23 protein-coding genes are annotated in these 20,268 nt (G+C 65.1%); 13 read left to right on the top strand and 10 right to left on the bottom strand.

Translation table 11 applies throughout. From position 1 onward, the window contains the following. Positions 1-2 precede the first annotated feature (2 nt). From ACL58G_RS26480 to ACL58G_RS26495, 4 genes are read right to left on the bottom strand one after another with little or no spacing between them, the layout of a single operon-like run. Positions 3-341, bottom strand: a complete 339-nt coding sequence (locus tag ACL58G_RS26480) for a DUF883 family protein (protein ID WP_413345247.1) — start codon at positions 339-341, stop codon at positions 3-5. A 37-nt stretch (positions 342-378) separates the two neighbouring features. Then, positions 379-915, bottom strand: a complete 537-nt coding sequence (locus tag ACL58G_RS26485) for a ferritin-like domain-containing protein (RefSeq protein ID WP_413345245.1) — start codon at positions 913-915, stop codon at positions 379-381. A gap of 59 nt (positions 916-974) precedes the next feature. Continuing rightward, positions 975-1,892 (bottom strand): OmpA family protein, encoded by a 918-nt coding sequence (locus ACL58G_RS26490; protein ID WP_371762989.1) that lies wholly within the window; start codon positions 1,890-1,892, stop codon positions 975-977. A gap of 40 nt (positions 1,893-1,932) precedes the next feature. Further along, the gene (locus ACL58G_RS26495) at positions 1,933-2,328 is read right to left on the bottom strand and encodes a DUF4398 domain-containing protein (protein WP_413387535.1); all 396 of its coding nucleotides are present in this window, start codon (positions 2,326-2,328) and stop codon (positions 1,933-1,935) included. 186 nt (positions 2,329-2,514) lie between these two features. Between ACL58G_RS26495 and ACL58G_RS26500 the strand changes: the two genes are divergently transcribed. From ACL58G_RS26500 to ACL58G_RS26510, 3 genes are all read left to right on the top strand, one after another. Then, positions 2,515-4,575 (top strand): AsmA family protein, encoded by a 2,061-nt coding sequence (locus tag ACL58G_RS26500; protein WP_440963699.1) that lies wholly within the window; start codon positions 2,515-2,517, stop codon positions 4,573-4,575. A 125-nt stretch (positions 4,576-4,700) separates the two neighbouring features. Further along, positions 4,701-5,033: a BON domain-containing protein gene (locus ACL58G_RS26505; RefSeq protein ID WP_413387533.1), complete on the top strand. Its 333-nt coding sequence runs from the start codon at positions 4,701-4,703 to the stop codon at positions 5,031-5,033. A gap of 28 nt (positions 5,034-5,061) precedes the next feature. Beyond that, entirely contained in the window at positions 5,062-5,283 is a 222-nt protein-coding gene (locus ACL58G_RS26510; protein ID WP_036237051.1) for a glycine zipper 2TM domain-containing protein, read from the top strand. 50 nt (positions 5,284-5,333) lie between these two features. Here ACL58G_RS26510 and ACL58G_RS26515 read toward each other — a convergent pair whose 3' ends face one another. Beyond that, positions 5,334-6,659: an IS4 family transposase gene (locus ACL58G_RS26515; RefSeq protein WP_440963700.1), complete on the bottom strand. Its 1,326-nt coding sequence runs from the start codon at positions 6,657-6,659 to the stop codon at positions 5,334-5,336. A gap of 117 nt (positions 6,660-6,776) precedes the next feature. Next, positions 6,777-7,508 carry a Crp/Fnr family transcriptional regulator gene (locus ACL58G_RS26520; RefSeq protein ID WP_440963701.1) on the bottom strand — a complete coding sequence of 244 codons (732 nt, stop codon included), beginning with the start codon at positions 7,506-7,508 and terminating at the stop codon, positions 6,777-6,779. 225 nt (positions 7,509-7,733) lie between these two features. Between ACL58G_RS26520 and ACL58G_RS26525 the strand changes: the two genes are divergently transcribed. The 6 genes from ACL58G_RS26525 to ACL58G_RS26550 all read left to right on the top strand — a co-directional run bounded on the left by ACL58G_RS26525 (position 7,734) and on the right by ACL58G_RS26550 (position 11,307). After that, on the top strand, positions 7,734-8,561 hold the full coding sequence (locus ACL58G_RS26525) for a glycine zipper 2TM domain-containing protein (protein ID WP_440963702.1): 828 nt from the start codon (positions 7,734-7,736) through the stop codon (positions 8,559-8,561). A gap of 216 nt (positions 8,562-8,777) precedes the next feature. Next, complete coding sequence (locus ACL58G_RS26530) at positions 8,778-9,008, top strand: hypothetical protein (RefSeq protein WP_413387530.1); 231 nt, start codon at positions 8,778-8,780, stop codon at positions 9,006-9,008. Positions 9,009-9,095: 87 nt separating this feature from the next. Continuing rightward, entirely contained in the window at positions 9,096-9,242 is a 147-nt protein-coding gene (locus ACL58G_RS26535) for a lmo0937 family membrane protein (RefSeq protein ID WP_105378160.1), read from the top strand. 131 nt (positions 9,243-9,373) lie between these two features. Continuing rightward, positions 9,374-10,045: an OmpA family protein gene (locus ACL58G_RS26540; protein ID WP_413387529.1), complete on the top strand. Its 672-nt coding sequence runs from the start codon at positions 9,374-9,376 to the stop codon at positions 10,043-10,045. 72 nt (positions 10,046-10,117) lie between these two features. Then, on the top strand, positions 10,118-10,714 hold the full coding sequence (locus ACL58G_RS26545) for an NUDIX domain-containing protein (protein WP_440963703.1): 597 nt from the start codon (positions 10,118-10,120) through the stop codon (positions 10,712-10,714). A gap of 32 nt (positions 10,715-10,746) precedes the next feature. Beyond that, positions 10,747-11,307 carry a DUF3617 domain-containing protein gene (locus ACL58G_RS26550; RefSeq protein WP_440963704.1) on the top strand — a complete coding sequence of 187 codons (561 nt, stop codon included), beginning with the start codon at positions 10,747-10,749 and terminating at the stop codon, positions 11,305-11,307. Between the two features lie 158 nt (positions 11,308-11,465). Here the strand turns inward: ACL58G_RS26550 and ACL58G_RS26555 are convergent, their stop codons facing one another. Continuing rightward, positions 11,466-12,302 carry a branched-chain amino acid aminotransferase gene (locus tag ACL58G_RS26555; protein ID WP_440963705.1) on the bottom strand — a complete coding sequence of 279 codons (837 nt, stop codon included), beginning with the start codon at positions 12,300-12,302 and terminating at the stop codon, positions 11,466-11,468. Positions 12,303-12,426: 124 nt separating this feature from the next. Here ACL58G_RS26555 and ACL58G_RS26560 point away from each other — a divergent pair, with 124 nt between their 5' ends. Together ACL58G_RS26560 and cls are read left to right on the top strand one after the other, a co-directional pair. Continuing rightward, positions 12,427-14,547, top strand: coding sequence for a site-specific recombinase (locus tag ACL58G_RS26560; RefSeq protein WP_440963706.1), 2,121 nt, complete (start codon positions 12,427-12,429; stop codon positions 14,545-14,547). After that, entirely contained in the window at positions 14,544-15,947 is a 1,404-nt protein-coding gene (gene cls / locus ACL58G_RS26565; protein ID WP_440963707.1) for a cardiolipin synthase, read from the top strand. Before ACL58G_RS26560 ends, cls begins: the two co-directional genes overlap by 4 nt. 102 nt (positions 15,948-16,049) lie before the next feature. On the opposite strand, the gene ACL58G_RS26570 is transcribed toward cls, so the two are convergent. The 3 genes from ACL58G_RS26570 to ACL58G_RS26580 are packed head-to-tail and all read right to left on the bottom strand — an operon-like array spanning position 16,050 to position 18,578. Continuing rightward, positions 16,050-16,886, bottom strand: coding sequence for a metallophosphoesterase family protein (locus ACL58G_RS26570; protein WP_413341576.1), 837 nt, complete (start codon positions 16,884-16,886; stop codon positions 16,050-16,052). A 16-nt stretch (positions 16,887-16,902) separates the two neighbouring features. Continuing rightward, a complete protein-coding gene (locus tag ACL58G_RS26575; RefSeq protein WP_440963708.1) occupies positions 16,903-17,817 on the bottom strand; it encodes a diacylglycerol/lipid kinase family protein in 915 nt (304 codons plus the stop codon). After that, complete coding sequence (locus tag ACL58G_RS26580) at positions 17,814-18,578, bottom strand: phosphatase PAP2 family protein (RefSeq protein WP_440963709.1); 765 nt, start codon at positions 18,576-18,578, stop codon at positions 17,814-17,816. Before ACL58G_RS26580 ends, ACL58G_RS26575 begins: the two co-directional genes overlap by 4 nt. A 164-nt stretch (positions 18,579-18,742) precedes the next feature. Between ACL58G_RS26580 and ACL58G_RS26585 the strand changes: the two genes are divergently transcribed. After that, a complete protein-coding gene (locus ACL58G_RS26585) occupies positions 18,743-18,955 on the top strand; it encodes a hypothetical protein (protein WP_413387521.1) in 213 nt (70 codons plus the stop codon). Between the two features lie 111 nt (positions 18,956-19,066). Then, on the top strand, positions 19,067-20,119 hold the full coding sequence (locus ACL58G_RS26590; RefSeq protein WP_413340165.1) for an RNA-guided endonuclease InsQ/TnpB family protein: 1,053 nt from the start codon (positions 19,067-19,069) through the stop codon (positions 20,117-20,119). Positions 20,120-20,268 lie beyond the last annotated feature (149 nt).

Consider the following 20,268-nt stretch of genomic DNA (forward strand, 5'->3'; position numbering starts at 1 on the left):
AATTATTTACGGCCCAGAATGACACCCAGCAGCAGGCCGACGCCGGCCGCCACGGCCACGGTGCGCCATGGGTTGTCCTTCACGTAGACATCGGTTGCGCGCGCCAGTTCCTTGCTCTTGACGAGGGCTTGATCCTGGTACTTGCCGGCCTTGCCCAGCGCCTGGTCGAGCAGTTCCATGCCGCGCTCGCGCAGTTCATCGGCCTTGTTGCCGGTGAGGGAAGCGGCGGCGCTCAGCAGCGACTGTGCGTCCTTGACGAGCGCTTTCATGTCGCCGGAAGCATTGTTCGCTGCGCCGTTCAGTTGGGAGGCGTTGGCATTGGCGCGGATGGACTCTAACATGATGTACTCCTTGTTGTAGGTAGTGGTGGGTAAGGGTTCAGGCCAGCAGGTCACGCATGTCGTCGGCGTGCTCTTCCTCGGTGGCCAGGATCTCGGTCAGCATGATCGTGGTGGTCGGATCCTTGTCGCCGATGGCCTGGATCATCTGGCGGTAGGATTCGATCGCCACGCGCTCGGCGATCAGGTCGGCGCGGATCATGGCTTGCACGTCTTCCGAATCGTCGTACTCCGCATGGCTGCGCTGGGTCAGCGTGGCCGGGTTGAAGTTCGGCGAACCGTTCAGCTGGACGATGCGCTCGGCGATGCGGTCGGCGTGGTCCTGCTCCTGCTGCGCATGCTCGAGGAACTCGGCCTTGATGTGACCCGTGTTCGGACCGCTGACCGTGTAGTAGTGGCGCTTGTAGCGCAGCACGCACAGCAGTTCCGTCGCCAGTGCGGCGTTGAGCATGCCGATGACGGCTTCGCGGTCGGCCGCGTAGCCCTCGGTGACGGCGCCGTCTTCGAGATTCGCGGCCGCGCGGCGGATTTCCGCGATGTCGAAACCGTGCGCCAGGTTGGATGCGTTCTGTTCCATGAATCTTCCTCTTTCAGTGAGTTTTCAATCCGGGGGCTCGAGATTTGCGAGGTCCCCATTCAGCGCTGTGCCGCTCGCGGCGGGATCGGTGCGCCGGCGTTCGACAGCACGATTTCCACGCGGCGGTTCAGCTGGCGGTTCGCGGCCGTGTCGTTCGACGCGACCGGGAATGCCTCGCCATAGCCGCGCATGCCGATGCGTTCGCGCGGCACGCCGAGGCCGACGAGGGCCTGGGCCACGGACGCCGCGCGGCGCTCGGACAGGTCCTTGTTGTGGGCCGCGGTGCCCGTGCTGTCGGTAAATCCTTCGACCATGACCGTGCGGTCGGGGTTCTGCGTCATGATCTCGGCCAGTTTTTTCACGGTTGCCATGCCGTTCGCGTTCAATTCCGCGCGGTCGGTGGCGAACAGCACGTCGCCGATGGTGACGACCATGCCGCGCTCCGTCTTCTGCGCATGCAGTTCGACGAGCAGGGCTTCCAGGCGCGCTGCGCGGTCGGCCTGCTGGGCGGCCTGCTGCTGGGCGGCGGCGGCCTGGGCCTGCGCATCCTGGGCCTGAGCCTGGGCCGCGGCGGCCTGGGCCTGGGCGGCGGCGGCGTCGCGCTTGGCACGGTCGGCCTCGGCGGTGCGGGCTTCCAGCTGGACGCGGTCGCGTTCGCGGGCCGCATTCGCGACCTCCGCCTCGGCGGACTTCGTCTTCGCCACTTCCTGGGCGGTGGCGATCTTCTGCTTGGCGATGTAGGCCAGGCGGTCGATCGTATCCAGGCTCTCGCGCTGGGCGGCGGCCTGGTTGGCGCGGTCGAGTGCTTCGCCGGCCTGCTTGAATTCCATTTGCGCGTACGTCGCGACCTGCGGATTGTTGTTCGCCGCGACGAAGTCGGCGCGCGCCTCGTCCAGCGTGGGTGTGGTGGTCGGGACGGTGCTGCAGCCGGCCAGGGCGATCGTGCCGGCAACGACGAGGGCCTTCAGGAAATTCATTTTCATGATGCTTCCTTTCTGCGGTTCTTGTTATTGGGCTTTATTGCTGCTGGTCGGAATTGGCGCGGTCGACTTCCTGGCGCAGCACGCGCAGGTCCTCGTTGAGCGCGTCGGCGGCGGCCGTGGCCTTGGCCGAATTGGCCTTGCTCTGCGCCAGCTTGGCGTCGGCCTGGGCCTGGATCGCGAGTTCGCGGGCCGTCTTGTAATCCTTGGCGGCGAGGGCCTGGTTGGCGCGCATCATCTTGTCGCGCGCAGCCGAGATCTCCGTCGGCGCCAGCTCGGGCGCGCCCGCCGACACGGCGTTTTCGACGGCATTGTGCGAAACCGCGACGGCAGCCGTGGCCGGGGTCTTTTCCGGGCTGGCGCAGGCAGCCAGCGAAAGCACCACGGCGGCTGCGCCGACCCGCGTCAGCAGGTTCATCGATTTCGTATCCATCTTGCGACTCCTGTTTTTAGATTGTGTTGGTAACGTTATAACCCTCGCGCCGGACGAGATCGGTTCGCTGGCGCACATAGACACGGCCTCGGCCCCCCTGCGGCCGGGCTAAGGTGCGGCACCGCACATTGACGCAAGGACCTTTACGTTAATCTGCGATCAACCCATCCCACCAGAAGGAAGGCCATGACAACCCAGCCCACCCAACAGCCCAGGCAGGGCGCGCGCATGTCGCGTCCGGTGAAGATCACGCTCGGCATCGTCGGCGTGCTGGTGGCGATTCCCGTCATCGCCATCATCATCGTCCTCACGTTCGACTGGAACCGCGCCAAACCCTGGCTCAACGACAAGGTCAGCGACGCGATCGACCGTCCGTTCGCCATTCGCGGCAATCTCGCCGTGCATTGGGAGCAGCCGTCGAAAAGCATACCGAAAGCGCAGCGCACGTGGCGCGACTACATCCCGTGGCCGCATTTGTACGCGGACGACGTCCACGTGGGCAACCCGGAAGGCCTGCCCCAGCGCGACATGGCCAGCGTGCGCCAGTTCTCGTTCTCGCTCGATCCGTTCGCGCTGCTGGGCCACCGCATCCACGTGCCCGTGCTGCGCTTCGACGGCCCGCAGGCCGAGCTGCTGCGCGTGGACGCCACGCACTACAATTGGGTCTACAAGCGCGAGGAAAAGAAATCGAAGTGGACGCTCGACCTCGAACGGGTCGTTCTGAACAAGGGCACGGTGCACGTGATCGACGCCGTGACCAAGGCCGACGTCACGGCCGACATCGACACGATCGCGAACGACCCGACCTATGGCATCGCCTTCAAGCTGCGCGGCGAGTACAACGGCGCGCCCGTGGGCGGCGGCGGCAAGACGGGTTCCGTGCTGTCGCTGCGCGACCAGGACGAGCCGTTCCCCGTCCAGGCCGACGTGCACTCGGCCAATACGCGCGTCGCCGTCGAAGGGACGGTCACCCGCCCCGCCCACCTCGCGGGCATCGATGTGAAACTGACGCTGGCGGCGCCGTCGATGGCGCGGCTGTATCCGTTCACGGGCGTGCTGCTGCCCGAGACGCCCGCGTTCTCGACCGACGGCCACCTGACGGGCGAACTGGGCGAGAACAAGAGCCGCTGGGTGTACGACAAGTTCAAGGGCAAGGTGGGCCAGTCCGACATCGCGGGCCGCCTCGAATTCGCGACGGGCAAGCCGCGCAACAAGCTCACCGGCAACGTCGTGTCGCACCAGCTGCGCTTTGCCGACCTCGGCCCGCTGATCGGCGCCGATTCCAACGCGAGCAAGCGCGCGCGGGGCGTCGAGGCCGTGCAGCCGGAAAACAAGGCCCTCCCCGTCGAGAAATTCCATACGGAGCGCTGGAAGGTGCTGGACGCCGACGTGCGCTTCACGGCCGACCGCATCGTCAAGGACAAGGACCTGCCCATCAGCAAGCTGCAAAGCCATGTCGTGATGAACAATGGCGTGCTCACGCTGGAGCCGCTGAATTTCGTGATGGCCGGCGGCAACGTCAACTCGAACATCAAGCTCGACGGCAGCAACGCCAACAGCCCGATCAAGGCGACCGCCGACGTCAAGGCGCGCGACATCCACATCAAGGAATTGTTCCCGCAAATCGAAAAGATGCAGGCGACCGTGGGCTCGATCTATGGCGAAGCGAAGCTCTCGGCAACGGGCGATTCCGTCGGCGCGATGCTGGCCGGTGCGAACGGCGAAGTGAAAGGTCTCGTCAGCCAGGGCGTCGTCAGCAAGCTGCTGCTCGAAGAGGCCGGGCTGAACGTCGGCAACGTCATCATCACGAAACTGTTCGGCGACAAGGAGGTCAAGCTGAACTGCCTCGCCGCCGACCTGGGCGTGAAGGATGGCGTGGCGCAGACCCGCACCTTCGTGCTCGACACGGAGGAAGCCATCGTCGACATCAATGGCTGGGTGAACATGTCGACCGAACAGATGGACCTGCGCATCAAGCCGGAGACCAAGGGGCTGCGCCTGTTCACGTTGCGCACGCCGTTCTATGTGCGCGGCACGTTCAAGAATCCGGACCTGTCGCTCGACAAGAAAGTGCTCGCGCTGAAAGGTGGCGCGGCGGCCGCGCTGGCCGTCGTCGCGGCACCGGCCGCCGCCCTGCTCCCGCTGATCAACACGGGGCCGGGCAAGGACAGCCCGTGCAATGCGCTGCTGGCCAGGGCGGGCGCGAAACCCGTTGCGCCGCCGCCCGGGAAAAGCGCCAAACGTTGAGCCCGGCATGTCACAGTGTTATTTGTCGTACAGACCGCTATGCGAACGACATTTATGCTGGAGTCATGGTAAGGCCGGCGCCGTTCCCGAACAGCAGGCCGGCATCGCGAGGAAGCGCAGAAGGCATGAAACGATTCGGTACAGGCAGGACCCCGGCAGCACTGTCGACATCGGCATTGCTGGCGGCTCTGGCCCTGTGCGGGATCGCGGGATGCGCGACGAACAGCCCGACGGCTGTCGTAGGGCAAACCGATGATGCCGGCATCACGGCCGGCGTGAAGGCCGCCCTCCTCGGCGATGCCAGCCTGAAGGCAAACGAGATCGACGTCGACACGGACCTGGGGGTCGTCAAGCTGAGCGGATTCGTGAGCTCCGCGGACGACGTGGCGGCGGCCGCCGCGGCCGCGCGCACCGTGAGGGGCGTCAGATCGGTCAGGAATGAGCTGCGCCTGAAGTGAGTATGTAACCCACCTTAAGGAGATCAACATGAAGACCATCAAGCACATCATCGCGACCGCAACGCTGGCAACCGTGGCCCTGGGCCTGACCGGCTGCGCCGGCATGTCGAAGCAGGACCGTAACACCGCCATCGGCGCCGGCGCCGGCGCAGTGGTCGGCGGCGCACTGACGGGCGGCAGCGCCGTCGGTACCGTCGGTGGCGCAGCCGTCGGCGGCGTGATCGGCAACCAGGTGAAGACCACGCACTGATCGCGGCTGCACCAAAAGACAATGCCCCGCTTGCCGGTAATGCCGTTCAGTTAAGCTAGCTTCTTGACCTTCCGGACGGCATAACGCTTTGGCGTTGCCTTGACGGCCCGGTCGCATTTGCGGCCGGGCCGTTCGTCTTTCAGGAGGCTAACCAGCCTTTCCCGCAAGTGTCTCATCGACGCAGGCAATTTTCCATACGATCTCGTGACGCCGGCCCAGTGCAGTTCGAATTGGATCAGGTGGAATGCCCGGATGAAGCTGACCTCGGTCGGCTCGCACTTCACCGCCAGCGCAGCCTTGGCGATCTCGAGCCGGATCAGGTTGTAGGCGATAAGCGTTCCCCAGATTTCCTGATATACGCCATCCGTTGTTTTCGAGCGCAGCGTCAGTGCCGTGCCGAGCATCGTTTGCTTGAGCTCCCGGTAGCTCGTTTCAATCCCCCAGCGCTTGTCGTAACAGGCGGCGATATCGCTTGGCTTGTAGCGACGACGGTCGCGCAGCGAGGTCAGCAGGATGCGTTTGCGCGCCTGTGCGTCGACGACGGTGATCGCGCGCGCTTCCCAGAACTCAGGCAATTCTGCGCACTTGGCCCTGGCCTGGGGCGACACACGCATGCGCACCAACATATCGTCGCTTTCGGCTTCGAGCGCTTCCCACTTGGTGTTCGATTTGGCTGGAATGATGTAGTGCCGTTCGGCGCCGCTGCCTGTCAGGCCGCACAAGATTTCGGCCGAGAGAAAGCCTCGATCGAAGACCGTCAGCGATTCATCCGGAATAGCCTCGATAAGCTGCTTTGCGTACAGCATTTCATTGGTCGAGTATGGGCCGAACGCGGCACTATGCACCAGGTGCGTGGGCAGCGACGTGAGGGTGACACCGCGCACTTGCGGATAGCTGGCGACCGTATCGCTGGCGTAACTCTGGGCGCCAAAGTGGTTGCGATTTTCCGCAGTGTCGTGCGTGCGCAAGGTCGTCCCGTCCATGGCGAACAGCTGCAGTCCTTTGAACAGGTAAGCCTTCCTGTCCTGCGTCACCCAATGCCTTGCCGAGCGCTCGAATAGCCACTTCAAGGGCTCAGGTCCGACGCGCTGGCGCGCTTGGGCCGCAGCGCTTTTGCTGACGAACGGCGTCTGCGCGTCCGGTAGCGCCAAACCAAGATCATCCAGCACTTCGCTGATCGATTTGTGCCGATACAAAGCCAGTGCCACCATCAGCCATACAACCTGCTCGGCAGGCAGGCGACGATGTCGGATACTCGTCGCTTCCGTGCTTATGACGGCCTGCTCGATCCATTCGTATGGCAAATGCTCCCCCAACCTTGCCCAGTCGGGAGCCTCAAGATGATTTGCCAGAAAATGCAGAGTGTCGTCGAACATGGCGACGAAGGTTAACAGCGATGCCCGGCGTTTACAACGATTAAATAAAAATGCCGTTCAGTCTTAACTGAACGGCATTACCGCTTGCCGGGGCATTTTTCTTTGGATCGACGACGGTCAGGCCAGCACGGGCGCGCCGACACCGGCCCCCGCTTCGCGCACGATCTCGTAGCAGGTGCAGGCAGCGGCGGCGAGACGTTCCGGATCGAGGATCTCGATATTGCCGCGGCTGTAGTTGATGAGCCCCTGCTGCTGCAACGCGCTGGCGGCCTTGGTGACGCCCACGCGGCGCACGCCCAGCGCATGGGCGAGGAATTCATGCGTCAGGTGGAATTTGTCGGACTGCAGGCGATCGCGCGTGACGAGCAGCGAGCGTGCGAGACGCGCCTCCAGCACGTGGTAGCGGCTGCACACCGCGATCTGGATGGCCTGGGCCAGCAGCGCATCCGTGTAGCGGTACAGCACGCGCTGCAGGGCCGGGTTGCGGGCAAATTCGATGCGCAGGCGGTCGGCGTCGATGCGGCTGGCGTTGCCGGCACGCTGCACGACGGCGCGCACCTGCGTCGTCTCGTGGCCGAGCGCGACGGTGGCGCCCAGCATGCCTTCGCGGCCCACGAGGCCCACCTCGAGCGTCATGCGGCCTTCGGCCACGGCCATCAGCGAAATCAGGCAGTCGTGCGGAAAATAGATGTGACGGATGATGTCGCCCGGCTCGCACAACACGGCGCCGACGTCCACCTTGACCTGGTCGAGCGCCGGCAGCATCCGTGCCATCTCCTGCGGCGGGAGCGATGCCAGCAGCAGGTTGGCATTGTGCTCGGCGACCACAGGTGGAGCGGCTGAATTCATCGGACCCTCGCGGTTGGACTTCATCGGTTCACACGTTTGGGAGATTGGCTATTTACACTGCCCGGAAACATTTACTGACAACTTTCAGTCAGCGTACCGGCCGCGCCAGGGCAAGTATGTACGGTGACGCACGGAACGGGGTGTTGTTGCCAGGGACAATGGAAACGTACCGGACTCGAGGCTCGCGACACGCCCTCGTCCCCACCGACACCGGAAAGGAAAGCCATGGACACGCACCCCACCCCGCCCGCCCGGGCGAAGCAACACCCGCTGCTGATCGCCGCCGCGATCGCGGTCATCCTGTTCTGCGCCATCGGCACGGCGGCCATCATGGGCTGGCTGCCGTCGTCGACCGGCCACAACCGCGGCCAGTTGAGCGACGCCGACCGCGCGGCCCTGTCGGCCGGCCTGCAACAGCCGGGCCAGCCGGGCTACGTGGCCCCGGCCACGGCGCCCGCCGCGCCGCTGGCGGGCCAGCCGCAAACCACCTACCCGGTGCAAACGCCGGTGCAGCCCACCTACCCCGTCCCGGCCGGCGCGCAATCCTATGCCGCGCCGACCACCGCATACGGCGACGGCGGCAGCCAGGGATCGACGAGTGCCGGCGCCGACTACGCGCCCGCCCCGGCCCCGCAATACGCGCCGGTCGAGCGCGCCCCGGCGCCGAAGGTCACGCATCAATCGACGAAGCTGGCATCCAACGACAGCGGCAGCAACTGGTGCAACAACTGCGGCAACATCGAGTCGATCCGCCAGATCAAGACGCGCGCCCAGGGCAGCGGCGTGGGCGCGGCCGGCGGCGCCATCCTCGGCGGCCTGCTGGGCAACCAGGTCGGCAGCGGTCACGGCCGGCAGCTGGCGACGGTCGCCGGCGCGGTCGGCGGTGCCGTCGTCGGCAACCAGGTGGAAGGCAACATGAAGGCCGACATCAGCTACGAGATCCGTGTCCGCCTCGACGACGGCACGCTGCGCACGTTCCACCAGCACAGCGCCCCGCCGTGGCGCACGGGCGACCGCGTGCGCATCGTGAAAGGATCGCTGCGTTCGGCGTGAGGGAACCCGCATCAACCGGTCAACCGGGGCTTCGGCCCCGGTTTTGTTTTGTCCAGCCGCGTGCTATGTTGGAGACGGGTGCGCGGCGTTTGCACCTTGCACGATCGCTCACTAAGTTTTCTTTTTCGCAATGTGCGTTGGCGCACGGATGAGTTTGCCTCCGCACAGCAGTATCGGCTTCGTACGGCAGAGCTCACTCAAGCGAAAGGACGCGACATGAACAGTCTGGCATGGATCGGCATCATTCTCTGGGGACTTCTTTTGACGGGCTTTGGCCTGGCAAGCGCGGAGCCGGCACCGCAGGCGACGGCGGCCGAGCTGGCGGCGCAGGACGTCTTTTTCCTGATCACGGGCGGCCTCCTGACCTGCCTGATCGGCTGTCTCGGCCTGATGGGCTTCATGGGCTGGATTCCCGGCTTGCACAAGGAACAAAAAAGCGCGACGTAATGTACGGCATCGTACGGAATACAAAGCTTGTTAGTTCGATACTGGATTCACGGCACAGCAACGCCGGTCAACCATGAGGACACTATCATGCTCTACACAATTGCCGTCATTCTCATCATTCTGTGGCTGCTCGGTCTGGTAACTTCCTATACCGTCGGCGGTTTCATCCACATCCTGCTGGTCGTCGCCGTCATCATGATCCTGGTGCGCCTGATCAGTGGCCGAGGCATATAGCAGTATCATAGCGGCACGCGGCGTCGTGCCGGACCGCAGTGACCTGCGGACCTGACCGATCCGTTTCGCGGTCGTGCCCACTGCTGCGGGTGCGACTACGAAACGGATATTTTTTTTTGAAGGAGACCACCATGAAAACAACCCTGATCCGTTCCACCCTGTGCGCCACCGCCTTTGCCGTGGCCGCCACCGGCTGCGCCGACATGAGCCAGACCCAGCGCGGCACTGCGACCGGCGCCGGCGTCGGTGCCGGCCTCGGCGCGATTCTCGGCGCCACGACGGGCGGCGGCGGTTCCGGCCGCGCCACCCGCGGCGCGGTGCTGGGCGCGGCGGCGGGCGCCGTCGTCGGCAACGTCTGGTCGCGCCACATGGAACAGCAGCGCCAGCAGATGGAACAGGCCACGCGCGGCACCGGCGTGCAGGTGTCGCAGACCTCGGACAACCGCCTGAAACTCGAGATCCCGAGCGACGTCTCGTTCGACACGAACCGCTCCGACATCAAGCCGAACTTCCGCCCGATCCTCGACCGCTTCGCCCAGACGCTGAACGAGAATCCGGCCACCAACGTCACCATCATCGGCCACACCGACAACACGGGCAGCGACCAGATCAACCAGCCGCTGTCGCTGGACCGCGCCGCCCACACGCGCGACTACCTGACGGCGCGCGGCATCAATCCGGCCCGCATCACCGTCGAAGGCCGCGCCTCCCGCGAACCGATCGCCACCAACGACGATCCGGCCGGCCGCGCGCGCAACCGCCGCGTCGAGATCTACGTCAGCGAACCGGCCCGCCAGGGTTGACCGCGCGGGCGCGCGCGCCCGTCCATGACGCGCACGGTGTATCCTCGGGCAAGGCCAACCACAGGAGATGCCATGACCCACGACACCGTGCGCATCGTCCGCGAGGAGATCCTCTCGGACCATTATCTGCCTCTCAAGAACGTCACCTATGCCCAGCGTCGCCAGGACGGCGAACTGCAAGTCCAGTCGCGCGAAATCTACGATTGCGCGGACGGCGCCGCCGTGCTGCTGTACAACCGCGCCCACCGGTCGGTGGTGCTGACGCGCCAGTTCCGCCTCGGCGCCCGTCTGGCCGGCCACGATGGCTACCTGCTCGAAGCGGCGGCCGGCATGCTGGACGGCGCCGACCCGGCCGAACGCGCCATCGCCGAAGCGCGCGAGGAAACCGGCTACGACATCGACCACGTGCAGTCCGCGCTGCAGTTGTACGTCAGCCCGGGATCGACGACGGAACGCATCCACCTGTTCGTCGCGGAGTATGATCGCGCGCGGCGCTGCGACGCCGGCGGCGGCAATCCCGGGGAAGGCGAAGACATCGAGGTCGTGGAACTGGATTTCGACGACGCCCTCGCGATGGTCGAGACGGGCGACATCGTCGATGCCAAGACCGTCCTGCTGCTCATGTACCTGGAGCGCAAGGTGCTGGGACGGCATGGCGAGGCGTCGTGATGCCGCCCAATGTTTAAAAGGAAGGAATAACGATGAACAAATCCATTGCATCCGCGCTCGTGCTGGCGTGTGCCTGCGCCGCGCTCCCGGCCGGCGCACAGGCGCTGAAACCCGGCCTGTGGTCGCTGTCGAACACGATGACGTCGAGCGACCCGCAGATATCGCAAGCGATGTCTGCCATGCAGCAGCACATGGCCAACATGTCGCCCGAACAGCGCCAGCAGATGCAGAAGATGATGCGGCAGAATGGCGTGCAGCTCGACGTCGGCGCCAACGGCGCGCTGCAGACCAAGCTGTGCATGACGCGCGAGATGGCCGAGCGCAAGGAATTCCCGGTCCAGCAGGGCGATTGCAGGCAGTCGTTCACGCAGCAATCGGCGACGCGCGGCCACATCACGTTCACCTGCACGACACCGAAGGTGAGCGGCGAAGGCGACCTGGTCGCCGACAACGACACGAGTTACCGTGCCCGCATGAAGATCCGGAGCGAAGAACAGGGGCGCAACCAGACCGTGGACGTGGATGTCAGCGGCAAGTGGCTGTCGGCCGACTGCGGCACCATCCGTGCGATCCCCATCCCCCGCGCAAAGTAGTAGCGATTGACCCCAATGGGATCTCCGGGCCAGGCCGCGCGCCTGGCTTTTTTTCGTCAACCTATTTCTCCAATTCGGGGTCAGAGCCCATTCGTTTGCAAATTCGGGGTCAGAGCACATTGCTCTGACCCCGAATTTTCTGACCCCGATTTTTTGTGTCAGGTCGTCTCGGTAAACGCGAGGTAGAGGTCGCGCGCCTGTTTCGCGATCGGGCCGGCCGGCAGTTCGCGCGATTCGTAGCGCGTGCACGGCGCAACCTTGCCGTAGTTGCCGGTGTTGAAGATTTCGCGCGCCGTGTCCAGCTCTTCCGGCTTGACGGTGCGCTCGACGACCTTCACGCCGGCCTCGCCCAGCAGCGCGATCACGCGGGCACGCGTGATGCCGGCGAGGAACGTGCCGTTCAGCGCGGGCGTGACGACGTCGCCGTCGGCCGTGACGAGGAACAGGTTCGACGTCGCGAACTCGGCCACGTTGCCCGCCGCGTCCAGCAGGACGGCGTTGTCGAAGCCGCGTGACTTTGCCTCGCGCAGCGCACGCGCCGTGTTGGCGTACAGCGCGGACGCCTTGGCATCCGTCGGGGCCATCGTCGGCTCCGGACGGCGCAGCGCCGACAAACAGGCCGAGAAGCCGGAGAACGGCGGCAGCGGCGCGTCGAACAGCGTCAGCGCGAAGGCGGCCGCTTCCGGCGTCGGGATCAGGAAACCTTCGGAGGCGAACACGAGCGGACGGATGTACAGCTCCGCGTCGGCCGGAAAGCGCGCGACGCCTTCGCGCACGAGCGCTTCCATCTCGTCCACGTTCAGCGGGCACTGCAAGCCCAATTTGTCCGCCGACGCGATCACGCGCTCCAGGTGCGGACGCAGGTCCGGCAGATGGCCGCGCAACGCCCGCGCGCCGTCGAAGACGGACGAACCCAGCCAGACGCTGTGGTCCATGGCACCGAACAACGGCGTATTCCCTTCGACCCATTGGCCGTTATAGTAAGTCAGATACATGCTGCTCCCCAGTGATGACGTCAAGCATCAAGTGTAACGCAGGCCTGCCTGCTCGGTTCGTCACCGTACAGTGGCCGCCGCGTATCCGCGCGTACACTGACCTTTCCTAGCTGCGAAGATTCCCATGCTCTCGATTCTCGAACATCTCGACCCGGACAGCGACCGCATCGACCTGCTGGTCGAGCTGGTCGACCAGTTGCGCCCACGCCGCGCAAGCGACCACGACTACGCGCGCGCCCAGGTGCGCACCTTGACCCAGCTGCTGAAGGGTCATCCCGGCCAGGCCTGGACGTTGCGCCGCTATCTGACCCGGCTGCTCGAAACGCGCCGCCACACGAGCCTGTATTCCGACGTCGGCATCCTGTCGAACGATGGCTTCTTCACGGAACTGAAAAAACGCATCGCCTACCGCGTCCTGCCGCCCGCGCTGGACGATTCATACCTGTCCGACACGCTCGACCGCGTGCTGTGCCGCGAAGACGATTACCAGTGGATCCGCGCCGTACCGAACGCCGACTGGCTCGAGCTGTTCGACGTGGTCGCGAACGCCGCGCCGCCGGACGGCGCGGAGCACGAATCCGCCGAGTCCTCGCGCGCGCAAAGGATCGTGCTGGCGGGCCTGCTGGACGCCATCCGCACCCTGTCGTGCCGCGTCTGCGCGCTGGGCCTGGAGCCGCGCCTGATCCACGCGCACATGGAAATCGAGGAAGTGGACTCGCCCTTCCTCATGCAGAACATCGAGGCGAACAAATACCTCGACGACTACGGCCGCCTGATGTGCGGCGAGGTCGACACGATGGAAGACGCGCGCCACCTGCTCGTCATGCTCGACCAATGCGAAGCGGTCGTGCTGAAGATCCGCAGCAAGGCCCTCGCCTCCGGCACGAGCGTCGCGCTGACCTATCTGCTCGTCGCGCTGACGCAGAGTATCGACCGCCTGAGAAAGCTGCTGTTCCTCGTCGACACGAGCGGAGAACTGCCGTCCGCGCCCACCGTGGACGTGGAAACGCTCGCGAACGAGGCGACGCCGCCCACCGAGCCGCCGACGAGCCTGCGCCGCGCGGCGGCCGTCGACCTCGCCCAGGAACTCGCGGAAGCGCACAACACGAAGTACGAGGTGCGCGGCCTGCTGCGCGACAACATCGACCTGCTGGCCCGCAACGTCACGGAGAACGCGAGCCGCACGGGCGAGCACTACATTGCCGAGCGGCGCGCGGACCTGCGCGGCATGTTCGCGTCGTCGGCCGGGGCCGGCATCATCATCGGCTTCATGGCGCTCATCAAGATCCTGATCTCGTACCAGCACCGCGCCCCGCTGATCGAAGCCCTGCTCTACAGCCTCAATTACGCGGCCGGCTTCATGCTCGTGCACGTGCTGCATTTCACCATCGCGACCAAGCAGCCGGCGATGACGGCCGCGCGCATCGCCGCCGCCCTGCACGATACGGCGCAGCGGGGCTCGAGCCGGCGCCAGGTCGACGTCGACAGCATGGCGGCCCTCGTGAATAAAGTGTTCCGGACGCAGATCGTCGCCGTGCTGGGCAATCTCGCGACCGTGATCCCGGTCGCGTGGGCCATCGCCCTCGCCTGGTACTGGATCTTCGGCACGCACCTCGTGAACCCCGCCAAGGCGGAGCACCTGATCGCGGACAGTCACCCGTGGCATTCGCTCGCGCTGCTGCATGCCGCGATCGCGGGCGTGTGGCTGTTCGTGTCGGGGCTCGTGTCCGGCTACTACGACAACAAGGCCCTGTACACGCGCATGGGCCAGCGCGTGCAGCAGCTGCGCTGGCTGCGCCGCCTGCTCGGCGAGGAACGGCGCGCCCGCTTCGCCCGCTACGTCGAGGACAACCTGGGCGGCCTGATGGGCAACTTCGTGTTCGGCGTGCTGATGGGGATCACGGGCACCGTCGGCTACCTCCTCGGCCTGCCGCTGGACGTACGCCACGTGACCTTTTCATCCGCCAATCTCGCCATCGGCTTCGTCGGGCTCGGCCAGCAGGTCGATCCGGAAACGATCGCCATCACGTTCCTCGGCATCGCGCTCATCGGCATGGTCAACCTGCTGGTGAGCTTCGGCCTCGCGCTGTGGGTGGCGCTGCGGGCGCGCAAGGTGCGCTTCCGCAACGGATTCCGCCTGCTGCGCGCACTGGGCCGCCGCCTGCGGGCGGCGCCGCTCGACTTTTTCATCGGACCGCGCGACCTCGACGAGGCCGTGGTTGCCAACCCGAGAGGTTTCAAATGAGACTCCGACAGCGCTTTGCACGTCACTGCTCCCCGTTCGCCTGGCTGATGGCCCTGTGCCTCAGTTGCGGCGTCGTCGCGTGCAAGTCGCTGCCGGATGTCGAACCCGAAGCGCCCGCGAAGGCCGTGCCCACGATCGCGACGACCAAGGGCGCCCTGGCGCCGAAGCAGGCGTCCGCCCTCGTGGCGCGGCGCTGGGCCAATGCGAGCGGCAACCTGAAGGCGCTGGCGGCGCTGGAAGAACAGGCGACGGGCGTCCCCCTCATCGCGGGCAACAAGGTCATGCTGCTGTTCGACGGCCCCGCGACGATGCGCGAAATGATGGCCGCCGCGCGCGCCGCCACCAGTTCCATCAACCTCGAAACCTATATCTTCGACCAGGACCAGGTCGGGATCGAATTCGCCGACGTGCTGATCGAGAAGCAGCGCCAGGGCGTGGCCGTGAACGTGATGGTCGACGCCGTCGGCGCCCTCGCGACACCGGCCGCCTTCTTCGACCGCATGCGCCAGGCCGGCATCCGCGTGCTGGTCTTCAATCCGGTGAATCCCGCCAAGGCGCGCGGCAAGTGGGAGCTGAACAACCGCAACCACCGCAAGCTGATGGTCGTCGACGGCAAGGTCGCGTTCACGGGCGGCATCAACATCAGCAGCACGTATGCGAACAGCTCGCTGTTCCGCTCGCGCCAGAAGCCGGACCAGGTCGACGGCGACAAGGTCGGCTGGCGCGACACGCACGTCAAGATCGAAGGCCCGGCCGTCGCGCCGCTGCAGTGGTCGTTCGTGAACCTGTGGGTGCAGCAGGAAGGCGGCGAGCTGCCGCAGGCCGAATATTTCCCGACGCTGGCGCCCGTCGGCGACAAGATCGTCCGCGTGCTCGCGTCCGACCCGGCTCACGAATCCGACATCTACAAGGCGCTCGTCGTCGCGATCAGCGAGGCGAAGAAATCGATCCACGTCACGTCGGCCTATTTCGTGCCGGACCAGCAGATCGTCGACGCGCTCATCGCCGCGGCGAAACGCGGCGTGGACGTGCGGCTCGTGCTGCCGGGCGTCTCGGACCACAGCCTGATCCGCTACGCCGGCCAGGGCTTCTACGACCAGTTGCTGGCCGGCGGTGTGCGTATCTTCGAGCTGCAGATCGCGGTGCTGCACGCCAAGACGGCCGTGATCGACGGCGGCTGGTCGACGATCGGCTCCGCCAACATCGACCGGCGCAGCTTCATCCACAACTACGAACTGAACGTGGTTGTCATCGATCCGGCGTTCGGCGCGGCGATGGAAAGCGCGTTCAACGAGGATTTGAGGGACTCGAAGGAAGTCACGCTGGAAAGGTGGCGGCACCGGCCGTGGTCCGACCGGATCAAGGAATGGATGGCGCGGCTCGGAGAATATTGGATCTGACCCGTCGCCCCCGCGAAGGCGGGGGTCCAATTTTGCATGAGCCGTCGATACGCGTACTTGGGTCCCCGCCTGCGCGGGGACGACGTTGCCATGCGCCTGCGGCTAAATTCCGGCCGCCATCATCCCATCCGGCACTTCCGTCCAGACGTTCCCGCTGCGCATGAACTTCTCCGTGTTCAGCACCTGGAACTGGTTGTGCACGCTGTCCCAGCCGTAGCGGTCGACTTCGATACGCTGGGGCTCGATACGGAGCACGTTGAACGAATTCACTTCACCCCGCCCGCGCGTGGAGGTCGCCGTGCCGGCCTGCACGACGAGCGCGGCGTATTCGCTGATCTTGTAGCGGGCCTGCGTGTTGCCCGCATGGCTCATGTGCAGGTGGCCCGCCATCAGCAGGTCGATGCCCAGTTCCGCGAACACGTCCATCGCCATCTGTGCGCGGTCGACGAGGTCATCCTCTTCGGCGCCCTTCGGCAGGTCGAACGGATGGTGCGTGACGACGACGCGCGTAACCTCCTTCGGCAGTCCGGACAGGGTCGCGCGGATCTTGTCCACCTGTTCCTTGTTGACGCGGCCGTCCTTGAACGTCAGCGAACGCGCCGTGTTCACGCCCAGCACCGCGATCTCGTCGTCGATATAGACGGGGTCGAGGTCGTCGGTGATGTAGCGCTTGTAGCGGTCGAGCGGCAGCAGGAACCGGCGGAACACGTTGTACAGCGAAATGTCGTGGTTGCCCGGCACGATGATCTGCGGGCCCGGCAACGTATCGAGCCAGGCCTTCGCTTCCTCGAACTGCTCGCTCCTGGCGCGCTGCGTCAGGTCGCCGGACACGACGACGACGTTCGGCGCCAGCTTGTGGACCAGTTCGCGCAGCGGGTCAAGCAGCATGGCGTCGACGCGGCCGAAGTGCAGGTCGGACAGGTGGACGAGTGTGCGCATGGGGTTCCCCTTTCCGTTATGGTTGATTGACGCCATTTTCTACCGGAGGCACCAGCACCGTCAGTGCGCCAGGCCGCATCCGGTAGCGTAACGGCGGGTGCATTTCCGTCACTTCGCCATCGGTCGCCACGAGCAGACGGTGGCGGTGCGTGTCGATGTCGAACTCGGGCGCCGTCAGCACGTCGAAGTCGCGCTCCTGGCCGAGGCGGCCGAGCAGCGCGTCGAACGCGAAGCGCAGCAGGCCCAGGCGCGTCGGATGCTGCGCCACGTACAGGCTCAGCACGCCCTCGTCGAGGCGCGCCCGCTCGCCGATCGCCAGGCCCTGCATCGTGTAGGCGTTGTTGCCGATGAAGACGAACGGCGTGCGCCGCGCGAGCCGCTCGCCGTTGACGGTCAGGCGCATCGACAGGAACGGATAGCGGCGCAGCGCCGCGAGCGCGGCCCAGGCGGCGGCCGGCCACTTGCCGCGGCCGAGGCGGCGCTGCTGTTTTTCGCGGTCGCGCACGATGTCCGGGTACAGGCCGAGGCTGGAATTGTTCAGGAAGATGCGGCCGTTCACCTCGCCCACGTCGACCTGCACGGGCCGCCCCGTCGCGAGGTTGCGCACGGCCGCGCCGAGGTCGAGCGGAATGCCGAGGTCCTTGGCGAAGTGGTTGAGCGTGCCCAGCGGCAGCACGCCGAACGGCACGCCGGAATCGACCATCACGGAGGCCACGGCATTGATCGTCCCGTCGCCCCCACCGGCCGCGACGAGGCGCGCGCCCTGCTCCAACGCGCGCCGTGCCGCACCGATCATCTGGTCGCCGCCGTCTGCCCGCACGAGCTCGGCGTCCAGCCCCGCGTCGGTTAGTTGCGTTCTCAGCGCATCGCACGCGGCCTCGTCGTGGCCGGTGCCGGCGCCCGCGTTGACAATCACGGTCACGGGATTCATTGCAGGTCCTCCGCCGCAGCGGCGCGATGCGCGCGCTCGCTCCACGACGTTTGCCCCCGCGCCAGCCGGCGCCGGTGCAGGGTCGACACGGCCGTGATGCAGATCGCAAGCCAGGCCGCCCCCTCCGCCGCCGCGGCCAGCACGTCGGACAGGTAGTGCACGCCCAGGTACATGCGCGACAGCGCGACGAGCGTCACCATCACGACGGCGCCGAGCATGACCAGCGCGCGCACGCGCCACGTCCGCACCCGCCGCACGAGGTAGCACGCGAGCAGGCCGTAGAACACGGTGGCGGCCGCCGTGTGGCCGCTGGGGAAGCTGTACGTCATCAGGCTCAGCAGCGGATCGTCGAAGCTGGGGCGGGTGCGCCGGAACACGTGCTTCAGCGCGACGTTCAGCAGCATGCCGCCCGGCACGGCGACAAGACAGACGATCAGCCAGTAATGCGCATGGCGGCGCCAGAACCACAGCGCCAGCAGCGCGGCCATGATGCTCGATCCGGCGATGCCGTTCCAGTGCGTGACGACCAGCATGGCGCGCGTGAAACCCGGCGTGGCGCGCTCGTGGAACCAGTGCGCGAGCTGGACGTCGACGAGCGTGATGGTGTCGCCGGTGACGACGTCCTCGGCGATCTCGCCGAAGATCCAGGCCGCCAGCACCAGCAGCGCGAGGCCGGCGGTGAGGTGCAGGCCCATCTGCCCTTCGGGCGACAGGCGGGCGGCGATGAAGCGGCGCAGGCGTGATGGAGCGGTGTTCAGCATACCGCTCCAGATGGGGCGAATTGGCGAAAAAGCCACACAAAAATGCAACAACTGTTTTTTTGTACAGTAACTGTGGATTTATACAGTAGTTGTGCTATTCTGTGCCTACTCGAGCAAGACAACTTGCCAACGCTAACGCAACCTAACTCGATAAAGGGATCGTCATGTCGACTCTGAACAGCTCCTTCGGCCTTGAATATGCTCCGACGCCTTTCCTCGTGCGCTTTGGTCGCCGCGAGATCCTGGTAACGCGCGACTTCCGCAAGCGCTTCTACCCGGTCAACCCGATCATCGAGTGCGATACCGGCGTCGAGCCGGGCCACGTGGAAGTGCTGCTGCTGCGCCGTTGGCTGCTCATCCTGTCCAAAGCGCATTAAGTTCATCAGGTTCTCCGAGGAAACCCCGTCTTTCAGGGCGGGGAAGAAAGAAGACGATTGCGCGTCAATCGATGCCTTTCGGTTGCTAAAAACGCTGCATATAATCGGAGCATGATTCTGGTTTATCGTTACCGGGTGAAATCCCTGAACGGGCTGCTTGACAGGCAGTCGCGTGCGTGTAACGTCGTCTGGAATTACTGCAACGATCGGCAAAAGGATGCGCTGCGTTTCGGCCGCCCCTGGCTTTCGGGCTTTGACCTGAACAAGCTGACGACCGGCAGCAGCAAGGAACTGGGCCTGCATTCCGGGACCGTGAATGCGGTCTGCGAACAGTATGCAAGATCGCGTTCGCAAAAGAAGCGACCTTATCTTCGCTATCGCGGCAAGCGTTCCTTGGGCTGGGTGCCGATCAAGGGACGGGAACTGAAGCGGGAAGGTGATGCGTTTCGCTTCGCAGGCAATACTTTTCGCGTCTTTAACAGCCGGCCGCTGCCCGAAGGGAAGATCAAGGACGGCACCAACTTTTCGCGTGACACGCGAGGGAACTGGTACCTGAATATCGTGATCGATGTGGTCACGCCCGATATCCATGCCCGCCAACCGTTGCGCGGTGTCGGTATCGACCTTGGACTGAAAGACTTCGCGACGCTTTCCACCGGCGAAAAGATTGAAGCGCAGCGTATCTATCGTGGTGCCGAGCAAGCGCTCGCGCTGGCGCAGCGCGCCCACAAGAAGCGGCGCGTCAGGGCGATCCACGCAAAGATAGCGAACCGTCGCAACGACTTTCTGCACAAGCTCTCGGACCGCATTGTCCGGCAATTCGACTATATCGCGGTCGGCAATGTGGCGGCCGCCAGACTTGCCAGGACCAGCATGGCCAAGTCTGTACTTGATGCTGGCTGGTCGCGCTTCCGACATCAACTGGCGTCCAAGGCTGTTAAGCATGGCGCGTGGTTCGAGGAAGTCGACGAAAGCTTTACTTCCCAAGTCTGTTCGAATTGTGGCGCCATGCCAGATTCGCGGCCGAAAGGTATCGCAGACCTTGGAATAAGAGAGTGGCAGTGTAATGTTTGCGGTTGTGCACATGATCGCGATATCAATGCTGCGATAAACATTCTCCGTCGCGGACGTGCGACGCTGGCTGCAGGAATCCCCGTCCTTTAAGGTGGGGAGGACGTCAAAAGCTTCATCGTTTTCTTTCGCTGGGCAGGCACCTACCTTACGGCGCTGCTTATAGACACTCAACCGAAAGAAAACGATGTGCAATAAAAAGTCGCCTCCGCGTTCGCCACTGTTTTCGCCGTTGCGTTCTT

Origin of the sequence: Massilia sp. GER05 (assembly GCF_052056005.1) — a bacterium.
GTDB lineage: Bacteria > Pseudomonadota > Gammaproteobacteria > Burkholderiales > Burkholderiaceae_D > Telluria > Telluria orientalis.

Excerpts from the sequence above, each read along its gene's own strand:
- ACL58G_RS26480 (WP_413345247.1), bottom strand. The coding sequence starts at position 341 with ATGTTAGAGTCCATCCGCGCCAATGCCAACGCCTCCCAACTGAACGGC.
- ACL58G_RS26485 (WP_413345245.1), bottom strand. The coding sequence starts at position 915 with ATGGAACAGAACGCATCCAACCTGGCGCACGGTTTCGACATCGCGGAA.
- ACL58G_RS26490 (WP_371762989.1), bottom strand. The coding sequence starts at position 1,892 with ATGAATTTCCTGAAGGCCCTCGTCGTTGCCGGCACGATCGCCCTGGCC.
- ACL58G_RS26495 (WP_413387535.1), bottom strand. The coding sequence starts at position 2,328 with ATGGATACGAAATCGATGAACCTGCTGACGCGGGTCGGCGCAGCCGCC.
- ACL58G_RS26500 (WP_440963699.1), top strand. The coding sequence starts at position 2,515 with ATGACAACCCAGCCCACCCAACAGCCCAGGCAGGGCGCGCGCATGTCG.
- ACL58G_RS26505 (WP_413387533.1), top strand. The coding sequence starts at position 4,701 with ATGAAACGATTCGGTACAGGCAGGACCCCGGCAGCACTGTCGACATCG.
- ACL58G_RS26510 (WP_036237051.1), top strand. The coding sequence starts at position 5,062 with ATGAAGACCATCAAGCACATCATCGCGACCGCAACGCTGGCAACCGTG.
- ACL58G_RS26515 (WP_440963700.1), bottom strand. The coding sequence starts at position 6,659 with ATGTTCGACGACACTCTGCATTTTCTGGCAAATCATCTTGAGGCTCCC.
- ACL58G_RS26520 (WP_440963701.1), bottom strand. The coding sequence starts at position 7,508 with ATGAATTCAGCCGCTCCACCTGTGGTCGCCGAGCACAATGCCAACCTG.
- ACL58G_RS26525 (WP_440963702.1), top strand. The coding sequence starts at position 7,734 with ATGGACACGCACCCCACCCCGCCCGCCCGGGCGAAGCAACACCCGCTG.
- ACL58G_RS26530 (WP_413387530.1), top strand. The coding sequence starts at position 8,778 with ATGAACAGTCTGGCATGGATCGGCATCATTCTCTGGGGACTTCTTTTG.
- ACL58G_RS26535 (WP_105378160.1), top strand. The coding sequence starts at position 9,096 with ATGCTCTACACAATTGCCGTCATTCTCATCATTCTGTGGCTGCTCGGT.
- ACL58G_RS26540 (WP_413387529.1), top strand. The coding sequence starts at position 9,374 with ATGAAAACAACCCTGATCCGTTCCACCCTGTGCGCCACCGCCTTTGCC.
- ACL58G_RS26545 (WP_440963703.1), top strand. The coding sequence starts at position 10,118 with ATGACCCACGACACCGTGCGCATCGTCCGCGAGGAGATCCTCTCGGAC.
- ACL58G_RS26550 (WP_440963704.1), top strand. The coding sequence starts at position 10,747 with ATGAACAAATCCATTGCATCCGCGCTCGTGCTGGCGTGTGCCTGCGCC.
- ACL58G_RS26555 (WP_440963705.1), bottom strand. The coding sequence starts at position 12,302 with ATGTATCTGACTTACTATAACGGCCAATGGGTCGAAGGGAATACGCCG.
- ACL58G_RS26560 (WP_440963706.1), top strand. The coding sequence starts at position 12,427 with ATGCTCTCGATTCTCGAACATCTCGACCCGGACAGCGACCGCATCGAC.
- cls (WP_440963707.1), top strand. The coding sequence starts at position 14,544 with ATGAGACTCCGACAGCGCTTTGCACGTCACTGCTCCCCGTTCGCCTGG.
- ACL58G_RS26570 (WP_413341576.1), bottom strand. The coding sequence starts at position 16,886 with ATGCGCACACTCGTCCACCTGTCCGACCTGCACTTCGGCCGCGTCGAC.
- ACL58G_RS26575 (WP_440963708.1), bottom strand. The coding sequence starts at position 17,817 with ATGAATCCCGTGACCGTGATTGTCAACGCGGGCGCCGGCACCGGCCAC.
- ACL58G_RS26580 (WP_440963709.1), bottom strand. The coding sequence starts at position 18,578 with ATGCTGAACACCGCTCCATCACGCCTGCGCCGCTTCATCGCCGCCCGC.
- ACL58G_RS26585 (WP_413387521.1), top strand. The coding sequence starts at position 18,743 with ATGTCGACTCTGAACAGCTCCTTCGGCCTTGAATATGCTCCGACGCCT.
- ACL58G_RS26590 (WP_413340165.1), top strand. The coding sequence starts at position 19,067 with ATGATTCTGGTTTATCGTTACCGGGTGAAATCCCTGAACGGGCTGCTT.